Raw genomic sequence first — 10,694 nt, forward strand, 5'->3', positions numbered from 1 at the left:
TTCCGCTGCGGCCTTCCGCGCCGCGGTTCTCCCACCGCTTCCGGTTGCACCGCGCGGGAATTCACAACGTCTGGCAGTACGACGAGCAGGAGTTCTCGTTCAGCGACGGCCGGCTGCTGCTGCGCGGCAAGAACGGCGCGGGGAAGTCCAAGGCGCTGGAAATGCTGCTGCCGTACCTGCTGGACGGTGACGCCAGGGCTTTGGACGCCACCGGAACCGGTCGGACCACGCTCGCGTGGCTGATGCTGGACGGCTTCGAGCAGACCAACCGCTTGGGCTACCTCTGGGTAGAGCTCCGCATGGAAGCGGCCGACGGCGACGATCGCTTCCTCACGCTCGGTGCCGCGATCAGAGCCTCGAAATCGACGAAGAAGGCCGTGCCGTTCTTCTTCACCACTCCGCTTCGGGTCGGTGAGGACTTGCGACTCGTAGAGGGCGGCATCCCCCTTCCGATCGACAAACTCAAGGCGCGCGTCGGCGCGGACAACGTCACAGAACAGGCGGTCCGGCACCGGGCCCGTGTCGCGCGCGAGCTGTTCGGCATCACCGACATGACCCGGTACCGCAATCTCACCCAGCTTCTCCACCGGCTGCGGCGCCCGACCGTCGGAGACCGCATCGAAGCCGGCGGACTCGTCTCCCTGCTCGCTGAGACGCTGCCGGGGCTGGAGGAAGAAGTCGTCGAGAAGGTGGCGCGCAACCTTCACGATCTGGACGCGGTGCGGGACGAACTCGGCCGGCTGGAGAAGACCGACGCGGCACTTCGCACCTTCCTCACCGGCTACCGCGACTACATGAGCGGCGTTCTCCGCACATCCTCGGCCGCAGTGATCGGGGAGCTGGACCTCCTGGGGAAGCGGCGCAGAGAAGCCGGGGACGCCGCCAAGCGAACCGGCGATCTGCTCGCCCAGGAGGCGGAGGCGGACAAGCGGCTGCAGGAATTGCAGCAGAGACAGCAGAAGGCTGAAACCGAGCTCAAAGCCCTTCGGGCGAGCGAGGGATACCGCAGCCTTGCCGAGCTGGTGGAGCGCCGCGAGACGGTTGCGGCGTTGCACCAGGCGGCCGACACAGCGTTCTCCGCTGTGATGACCGCCCACCTCGTCGAGAAGAGCACCGCGAAACGGCTTGCCGAAGGCACCCGCCGTCTGGGCACCCGCATCGCGGAACTGGGATCGGAACACCGGGAACTGGTCTCGGCTGCCGAGAAGGCAGGGCTGTCAACAGGTCACCTCGGTGACACGGTCGCGCTGCGGCAGCACAATGTCAGCGGCTCCGCCGAGCTGGAACTCGCCAGTCCCGACGGTGACATACACACCGTGCGCCACCAGCCCGTGGCCGCCCCGGACGTGGCGGACACTAAGGACGCCCTGGAAGTCTGGCACGCTCAGCTGGAGAACTCCCAGTCGGTGGTGAAACACCGCTTGAGAATGCTCCAAGAAGTCGAAAGCCTCGCCGCGAAGGCCCACGAAGCCCAAACCGACGCTGCTCTTGCCGACACCGAACGGGAGCGCGCAGAGGCAGCAGTCGAACAGGCGTCGGACCGTCTGGAAGCCGGCCGGAAGCAAGTCGCCGAAGAGAGCACCTCGTACGCAGGCGAGGTCGCCGGGTGGGCAGACCGCGTCTCCGCGGCGGTCGGGCCGCATTGCCCTGCGGTCCACGCGCTCAAGGCGGCAGTGCGCTGCGAGAGCTCGCCTGACGTCCCATTCTCGGAGCGGGTCCTGCGTGCGGGAATCGATGCCGAGGTCCAGCAGGTCGCTCACGCTCTGCTGGACCCTTACGGAGAAGATCTCGCCCAGCAGCGGGACCGCCTGGCTCTGAGTGTCGGAAAGCTCACCGAGGAACGCGATCTCCTCATCGAAGAACGAAAGAAATGGGACCGGCAGACCGACCCGGAGCCGCCTGTTCCGTACCACCGTGTCACACAACGAACACCTGGTACCGGAGCGCCCTTCTTCCACCTGGTGGACTTCGTGCCGGGACTGTCCGTGCCCGAACAGGCGGGCTTGGAGGCAGCCCTTGAGGCAAGCGGCATCCTGGACGCCTGGGTCACCGCGGACGGCACTGTTCTCGACCCGCTCACGCGCGACACCCTTCTCCTTCCGACCGCACCGGAAGGACAAGGCCCGACGGCCGCCGACGTGCTGCGCCCGGTCACCTCTCCTGACAGCGGAGTCACCGCTGAGCGCGTGGGACGGATTCTCCGCGCGATAGCGCTGGCACCGGCCGGGGAAGCCGCCTCCGCCGGCGCCGTGCACCATGACGGAAGCTGGCGGCTCGGAGCCCTCCGCGGACGGCACATGAAGGACACCGCCGAATACATCGGTGCTGCCGTACGCGCGGAGACCCGCCGCCGGAAGCTGGCCGAACTGGACCTCGCGCTCGGTGAGACGGATCAGCAGCTCGCCGTCCGGCGCGGTCAACTGGACGAGGTCGAATCGTGGCGCCGGGCCCTCGCCCTCCACATGCGCACATTCCCGCAATCCCGGAGCCTGGCGCATGCCTGGGACCGGATGGAGAGTGCCGAATCCGCTCTGCGCAGTGCGACCGGCAGGGTGGCCGAGGCCGTACGCAAGGCGGAAGAGGCCCGCGCCGCCGCCGTCGCCGCACGGGGGGAGGCAGAGGCCACTGCCACCGCGCACGATCTCCCGGCCGATCCCGGCGGACTGTCCCGGGTGCGCACTGCGCTGACCACCTTGCAGACCGGGATCGGGCACCTCGGCCGGGCCATCAGCAACGCCGCAAGGGACGTCGGCGACAGCCGCGGCGATCGCGAGGCGTACGAGCGCGCCCACGACGACCGCCTGCGTTCGGAAGAGCGCTATCAGATCAGCCTTGACCAGCTGCGTCCCGCTCGCCAGGCCCTCCGGACGCTCGAAGAGGTCGTCGGCGCCGCCGAAGACGAGATCCTGGCGCGCGAAACCGAAACCAAGGAACGCATCACGGCCACCGTCCGGGCCCTGCCGGGGGCCCAGCGCTCCCTGGCCGGCCTGCGTGACGCGCGCATCCGCGCGGAGGAGCGGGAGAAGGACCACCGCCAGCAGCTCGTGGACCAGGAAAGCAGCGTCATCGAAGCCGGGAGCACGCTTCGTCACGCGCTCGCCAGGCCCGAAGTGCTCCGCGGTGCGGGCCTGGACCGGCCGGACCTTCCGGAACTCCCTCGGGACGAGCCCGCGTCGGACGCCCGAAGCCGCATCCGGGCGCTGCGCGAACTGGCCGACGCGGTGCAGGAACGCCTCGCCGGGCACCGCAACGACGTGTCGGACACCTCGCTGCTCAACAGGTACAACGTACTCCGTGACCAGCTCGTCGGCGGCTACGACGCACAGCTCGAAGAGCTCGACGGGATCAAGGTCTGCAGGCTGATCGACGACCACGGTTCGCACGACGTCGCGCTCGTCGGCGAACGGATCGCCGACCAAGCGGCAGCGGCTCGCGGCCGGCTCACCGACCGGGAGCGCGAGGTGTTCCAGAGGTTCCTCGCGGGCGAACTCGGTGATCACCTGTCGGCACAGGTCATCGCCGCGGCGAATCTGGTCGCCGCCCTCAACGACACCCTGGAGACCGTGCGCACGTCCCACGGCCTCGGTGTGGAGCTGCAGTGGAAGCTCGACGACGAAGCGGGCGCCGACGTCCGGGCAGCCGTGGAATTGCTGCGCAGCCCTTCCGGACTGCGCGCCCGTGAGCAGACCGATCAACTCCGCGAGGTCCTCCAACGGCGTGTCGAGGACGCCCGCAGGACCGACCCGTCCGCCGGCTACGCCGTCCATCTGCGCACAGCCCTGGACTACCGCAGCTGGTTCCGTTTCCACGTCTTCGTGGTCGACGACGCGGCCCCGGGCCGCAAGCGCAGGCTCACCGGTCGCACGGGGCTCAGTCAGGGCGAGCAGCGCGTGCTCTCCTACCTCGTGCTCTTCGCCGCTGCCGCCGCCCACTTCACGACCCTCGGCGAGAGCGCGCCGCACGCTCCGAGGATGATCCTCCTCGACGACGCCTTCGCCAAGGTCGACGAACCCACCCACGGCCGGCTGGGCAGCATCCTCGTCGACCTGGACCTCGACTTCGTCCTCACCAGCGAGCGGCTCATGGGCAACTGGCCCGAGGTCCCGTCCCTGGACATCTACGAATGTCTGCGCGACCCCCACGTGCGCGGCGTGGCCACCTTGCACTACACGTGGAACGGCCGCCACCGGCGCCTGATGCCGGTATGAGCACGCTTCCGGCCGGGACACGGGAGTGGCTGGCGGGGCCGGGCCTCGACCGCCTGTGGAAAGCCGCACGCAAGCGCCTGGAGGGCAACGGCCTCGAAGCCAAGGGCGCCTTGCGGATATCCGGTCTGGACATCCAGGAGAGGACCGCCCTGTCCCAATTGCTGGGCAGGACCCTGACGAGCGTCACGGTGACCGTGCGACTCGACGCTCTGGACGCGCGGCTGCGCGAGTCGGCCGCCGGCCTGGGGCTGGCCGACACCCTCCGAGCTCTCGGACACCCCCTGACCGACCGCCGGACGATCCGGGCCGTCGCCGAGGCCCGGCGGGAGCAGGTGTGGTCGGCGGTGGCCGCTTGTCTGGACGCCTCTCCGCTGCAGGCGCAGGCGTGGGCCCCCCAGTGGTACGACTGGCTGCGTCGCACGGGCTTGCCCAAAGGGGTGGCTCCGGAGACTGCCGTTCCCGCTCTCCAGCAAGCCGTGCACCTGCTCACCGTGCTTCTCGGAGCGGAGCAGCCGGTCACGCGTGGCCGCGGTGAGCTGGCGGCGGAGACGACCGGCTCCGCCCATGGCCTGGACGACGGGACATGGCTCGCCCGGCTCGTCCAGCGAGGCATCGCCCTCGCGCACGGCGTCGAGTTCCCGGACGACGCCGCCGGGCGGCGTGCCTTGTGGCGTCTGGCCGCAGTGACACCGGACGAGGTGTCCAGCACCGTGCTCGCCTACGGTCTGAGGCCGATCGGCGAGGGCTGGCGCGAACGGAGCCTGCGGGAGAGGGCATCGCATCACGCCGAGGCCCACCTCACCCTGCGCGATCTGCACGCCTTCCCGCTCGCGCTGCCCCCGGGCACTCTGGTCCGGATCTGTGAGAACCCCCGCGTCGTGGAAGCCGCCGCCGACGCCCGGTGCCCCCAGCCCCTCGTCTGTACCTCGGGCAGCGCCACCACGGTGGTGCTCACCCTCCTGGACGCCCTGGCCGCCGGCGGTTGCCGCTTCGCCTATCACGGCGACTTCGACTGGCCCGGCCTCGCCCTGGCCAACCGCATCATGCACCGCTACGCCGCCTCGCCCTGGAGACTGCGCGCCGAGGACTACGAACAGCTCGCCGCCCGCACCCAGGACCGGGGCGTCCCGCAGCTCCCGCTCGCCGGCCCGCCTGTGGTGGCCGGCTGGGATCCGGGCCTGACGCCCGCCATGAGCGCCCTGGGGATCGCCCTCCACGAGGAAGTCACGCTCGACCTCCTGGTGGACGATCTCGGCGAGCCCTGACGGCACGTGAGCGTCCTGCCCTGCCATGCGGTGAGGTCGGGTCAGGCCGGCCACGGCGGACCAACCAGCTCAGGCGTCCTTGGCCACGCGCTTCAGGATCGCCACGCACTCCACGTGGTGCGTCATCGGGAAGAGGTCGAAGGCTCGCAGGGTTGCCGGCTTGTAGCCCTCTTGCGCGAAGTACTTGAGGTCGCGGGCCAGGGCCGCCGGGTCGCAGGCCACGTAGGCGATGCGGCGGGCGCCCAGGGAGGCGAGGTGGCGGACGGTCTGCTTGCCGGCGCCGGCGCGGGGCGGGTCGAGGACGATGATGTCGGCCTCCTTGATGCCCGTGCGCGGGAGGACCTGTTCGACCTTGCCCTGTTCGATGCGGACGCGGTCGAGGTCCTGGAGGTTGTGGCGGGCGTCCTCGACCGCGCGCTTGCCGGACTCGATGCCGAGGACCGCGCCCTTGTCGCCCACGCGCTCGCCGAGGGCGCCGGCGAAGAGGCCGACGCCGCAGTAGAGGTCGAGGGCCATGTCGCCCTTGCGGGGCATGAGGCCCTGCATGACGGCCTTGATCAGGGTGTCGGCGGCCTGCGGGTGGACCTGCCAGAAGCCGCCCTCGCCGACGCGGTACGTGCGCTCGTCGGCGCGCTCGCGGACGAACGGGCGGCCGTGGACGCGGTGGACCTGCTTGTCCCCGTGGCGGTTCTCGGCGACGCGCAGCACCGAGACCGGCTTGTCCAGCTCCACGATCGGGAGGCGGCCGCCCGGCTTCGGGGTGAGGATGACCTGGCGGTCCGCGGAGCCCGAGGCCGCGATGGCCTCGACCGTCGCGATCTGCGGCCACTCGCGCTTCTCGATGCCCAGTTCCGTCACGCCCGGGGCGGCGATCATGCAGTGGTCGATCACCTGGACCTCGTGCGAGCGGTGCTTGCGCAGGCCCGCGCGGCCCTCGGCGTCGACGGCGTACTGGACGCGGGTGCGCCAGGCGGGCACCTGGCCCGCGGGGAGCTTGTCGCCCTCGGCCGGCATCACGGTGCCGTCCCAGCCGGCCTCCTCGGGGGTCAGGCCCGCGAGGCGCGCCAGCTGCTCGGCGATGACCTCGCCCTTCAGGCGGCGCTGGGCGCCGGGCTTGGCGTGCTGCCAGTCGCAGCCGCCGCACTTGCCGGGGCCGGAGAAGGGGCAGGGGGCGGGGACCCGGTCCTTCGACGCCTCCAGGACCTCCACCGCGTCCGCGCGCAGGAAGCGGGAGGTCTCCCCGCCCTCCGTGATCCTTGCGATCACGCGCTCGCCCGGCAGGGCGTGGCGGACGAAGAGGACCCGGCCCGACTCCGTACGCGCCACGCAGTGGCCGCCGTGCGCCACCGGGCCGACCTCGACCTCGTACTCCTCGCCGACCAGCGATTCCTGCGGTTCGTTCTGCATGGGGTCGGCTCCAGAGTCGAGGAAAGAGAAGAAGGTGAGGCGGGACAGCCGTCCAGTCTACGGGGCGTCCCACCTCACCTGCGAATTCGCGGCTTCCGCTACTTCTTCGTCGCCGCCTTCTCCTTCTTCGGCTGCGCCACCGGGCCCCTGCGCACCGAACCCGGCGCGTTCCACTCCGCGCGCTTGCGCGCCCGCAGCTTCGCCGCCTCGGAGGAGTCGAGCTGCCACGGCACCGAGGTGACCATGACGCCCGGCGTGAAGAGCAGGCGGCCCTTGAGACGCAGGGCGCTCTGGTTGTGCAGCAGGTGCTCGTACCAGTGACCCACCACGTACTCGGGGATGTAGACGCTGACGACGTCGCGCGGGCTCTCCTTGCGGAGGCTCTTGACGTAGTCGATGACGGGCCGCGTGATCTCGCGGTACGGCGAGTCGAGGATCTTCAGCGGGACGTCGAGGGAGCGGCGCTGCCACTCGTCGCGCAGCAGCTTGGTCTCGGCCGGGTCGACGCTGATGCTGAGCGCTTCGAGGGTGTCGGAGCGCATGAGCTTGGCGTACGCCAGGGCCCGCAGCGTCGGCTTGTGGATCTTGGAGACCAGGACGATCGAGTGGACGCGGGACGGGCGGACGGTCTCGTCGCCCGGGCCCTCGTCGGCGGCGATCTCCTCGGCCACCCGGTCGTAGTGCTTCCGGATCGCCGTCATCGTCGCGTAGAAGATCACCATGCCGAGCAGGGCGACCCACGCGCCGTGGGTGAACTTCGTCAGCAGGACGACGACCAGGACCAGGCCGGTGAGGAAGGCGCCGAAGGTGTTGATCGCGCGGGAGCGGATCATGTGGCGGCGCTTGGCCGGGTCGGTCTCGGTGGCCAGGTGGCGGTTCCAGTGCCGCACCATGCCGGTCTGGCTGAGGGTGAAGGAGACGAAGACGCCGACGATGTAGAGCTGGATCAGCTTGGTCGAGTCCGCGCCGTAGATGTAGGTGAGGACCGCGGCCGCTCCGGCGAGGAGCACGATGCCGTTCGAGAAGGCCAGGCGGTCGCCGCGGGTGTGCAGCTGGCGCGGCAGGTAGCGGTCCTGGGCGAGGATCGAGCCGAGCAGCGGGAAGCCGTTGTACGCGGTGTTCGCGGCCAGGAAGAGGACGAGCGCGGTCGCGGCGGCGAGCACGACGAAGAAGAACGACCCGCTGCCGAAGACGGCCTCGGCGACCTGCGAGATCACCGGGTTCTGGGTGTAGTCGTCGCCCAGCGGCGTGCCGTTCTTGAGCAGGTCGGTGGCCGGGTTCTCGGCCATCCGGACGTTGGTCGCCATGGCCAGGCCGATGATGCCGCAGAACATCGTCACGGCCAGGGCGCCCATCAGCGCCAGCGTGGTGGCGGCGTTCTTGCTCTTGGGCTTGCGGAAGGCCGGCACGCCGTTGCTGATGGCCTCGACGCCGGTGAGGGCGGCGCAGCCGGAGGAGAAGGCGCGCAGCAGCAGGAAGACGAGGGCGAAGCCCGCGAGGCCCTGGTGCTCGGCGTGGATCGTGTAGTCGGCGGTGGGGGCCTTCATGGTGTCGCCCATGAAGATGCCGCGGACGGCACCCCAGGCGATCATGACGAAGACGCCGCCCACGAAGACGTACGTGGGGATCGCGAAGAGCTTGCCGGACTCCTTGACGCCGCGCAGGTTCATCAGGGTGAGCAGCACGATCACGCCGATGGCGCAGGCCGTCTTGTGCTCGATGACGAAGGGGATGGCGGAGCCGAGGTTCTCGATGCCGGAGGCGATGGAGACCGCGACGGTCAGGACGTAGTCGACGAGCAGGGCGCTCGCGACGGTCAGGCCGGCCTTCGGGCCGAGGTTGACGTTGGCGACCTCGTAGTCGCCGCCGCCGCTGGGGTAAGCGTGGACGTTCTGGCGGTACGAGGCGACCACCGTGAACATCAGCACCACGACGGCGACGGCGATCCAGGGGCTGAAGTGGTAGGCCGACACGCCTGCCGCGGAGAGCACGAGGAGCACTTCGCCCGGCGCGTACGCCACGGAGGAGAGCGGGTCGGAGGCGAAGACGGGCAGGGCGATGCGCTTGGGGAGAAGGGTTTCTCCCAGCTTGCTGCTGTGCAGCGCCCGGCCGATGAGGATCCGTTTCGGCAGGTCGGTCAGTTTGGACACAACAGAGGATCGTAAGCGCTCACCCGTACGGTCGCCCACCCGCCACCCGCCGGAGCGCGAATGTGGCGTACGCCTCGTCCCGGTCCGGCGTATGTCTTGCCCGGTCCGGCGTACGCCTCGCCGGCGGTCCGGCGCACGCCTCGCCGGTGGTCCGGCGCACGCCGCACCACAGTTCCGCGTACGCCGTTGCCGGTCAGCCGTGCAACAGGGCCGGCAGCTCCCGGTGCCCGTTCGAGATGAACGACTCCACCGGCCGCAGCTCCTCCTCCCCCACCGCGAGCCGCATCCGCGGGAAGCGGTCGAAGAGGGCGGGCAGGGCGACGGCCGCCTCCAGCCGGGCGAGGGGCGCGCCGAGACAGAAGTGGACGCCGTGCCCGAAGGCGAGGTGGTCCTTGACGGCCCGGGTGACGTCGAAGCTCTCCGCGTCCGCGCCGTGCAGCTGCGGGTCGCGGCCCGCCGCGGCGTACGCGGCGAGGATCGCGTCGCCCTTGCGCAGGGTGACTCCTCCCCCGGGTCCGCCGAGCTCGATGTCCTCGGTGGCGTACCGCAGCGGGAGGCTGGCGACCGGGGACCGGTGGCGCAGGGTCTCCTCGATCACGTCGTCCCAGCTCGCCGCGCCCGAGCGGACCAGGGCGAGCTGGTCCGGACGGGTGAGCAGGGCGTGGACGGCGTTGTCGAGCAGGTTGACGGTGGTCTCGTGCCCGGCGCTGATCACCAGCAGCAGCGTGTCGAGGAGCTCCTGCTCGCTCAGGCGGGAGCCGTCCTCCTCGCGCGCGGAGATCAGCACGCTGGTCATGTCGTCGCCGGGGGCGGTGCGCTTGGCGGCGACGAGGGCGCCGAGGAGCTCGTACGTCCGGGCGTACGTGGCGGTGACCTCGGCCGGGTCGGCGGAGGTGTGGAAGATGCTGTCGACGCAGCCCCGCAGCCCCTCGCGGAGGTCCGGGTCGGTCACGCCGAACAACTCGCAGATGACCTGGATGGGGATCGGGTACGCGTAGCGCTCGCGCAGGTCGACGACCTCGCCGGGCGGGGTCGCGGCCAGGCCGTCGAGGAGGTCCGCGGTCAGCGCCTCGATGCGCGGGCGCAGGGCGGCGGTGCGGCGGGCGGTGAAGGCCTTGGCGACGAGGGCGCGCAGCCGCTTGTGGTCGGCGCCGTAGGCGGTGAACATGTTCCGCACCGCCACCCAGGTGAACAGGGGCCACTCGGGCGAGATGTCACCGCCGATCCAGGCCGGCCAGTGCTGGTTGGGGTCCTTGGAGACGCGCGGGTCGGTCAGGAGCTCCTTCAGCAGCGGCTGGGTGGTCACTGCCCATGCCACCACTCCGCCAGGAAGCTCCACGGGCGTCGCCGCGCCGCGGGCCCGGATGCGGGCGGCCTCGCCGTGGATGTCACGGCCGGCGGGATCGATCCGGAAGGGGTCATTCCGGGAGACGTCGTTCTCGGAAGGGTCGTTCCCGGAAGGGTCGTTCCCGGAGGGTTCGTCCCGGGAGCGGTCTGTCCGGGAGGGGTCGGTCCGGAGGGAGGCGGGCCGGACCGGTGCGGCGCCGGGCCGGGGTTCCGTGCTGGGGTTGCGTTCCATCGGCTGTCTCCAGGGAGGTCGGCCCGCTGCGGGGACGGGGACGGGGCGGACTGGGCGGAGCGGGGCTGCTCGTACGGCGGTACGG

Annotated in this window: 5 protein-coding genes; 2 read left to right on the forward strand and 3 right to left on the reverse strand. The window is 70.7% G+C overall.

Annotated elements, in window-relative coordinates; all coding sequences use genetic code 11:
• Positions 1-44 precede the first annotated feature (44 nt).
• Positions 45-4,208, forward strand: coding sequence for a TIGR02680 family protein (locus ACSNOH_RS12460; RefSeq protein ID WP_436721329.1), 4,164 nt, complete (start codon positions 45-47; stop codon positions 4,206-4,208).
• Entirely contained in the window at positions 4,205-5,473 is a 1,269-nt protein-coding gene (locus tag ACSNOH_RS12465) for a TIGR02679 family protein (protein WP_436721330.1), read from the forward strand. Before ACSNOH_RS12460 ends, ACSNOH_RS12465 begins: the two co-directional genes overlap by 4 nt.
• Before the next feature lie 69 nt (positions 5,474-5,542).
• On the opposite strand, the gene ACSNOH_RS12470 is transcribed toward ACSNOH_RS12465, so the two are convergent.
• The 3 genes from ACSNOH_RS12470 to ACSNOH_RS12480 form a co-directional block, all read right to left on the reverse strand.
• Positions 5,543-6,880 carry a class I SAM-dependent RNA methyltransferase gene (locus tag ACSNOH_RS12470; protein WP_436721331.1) on the reverse strand — a complete coding sequence of 446 codons (1,338 nt, stop codon included), beginning with the start codon at positions 6,878-6,880 and terminating at the stop codon, positions 5,543-5,545.
• 98 nt (positions 6,881-6,978) lie between these two features.
• Positions 6,979-9,030: an APC family permease gene (locus ACSNOH_RS12475; protein WP_436721332.1), complete on the reverse strand. Its 2,052-nt coding sequence runs from the start codon at positions 9,028-9,030 to the stop codon at positions 6,979-6,981.
• Between the two features lie 193 nt (positions 9,031-9,223).
• On the reverse strand, positions 9,224-10,609 hold the full coding sequence (locus tag ACSNOH_RS12480; protein ID WP_436721333.1) for a cytochrome P450 family protein: 1,386 nt from the start codon (positions 10,607-10,609) through the stop codon (positions 9,224-9,226).
• Between the last annotated feature and the right edge of the window lie 85 nt (positions 10,610-10,694).

Source organism: Streptomyces sp. URMC 127, from assembly GCF_051386535.1.
Lineage (GTDB): Bacteria > Actinomycetota > Actinomycetes > Streptomycetales > Streptomycetaceae > Streptomyces.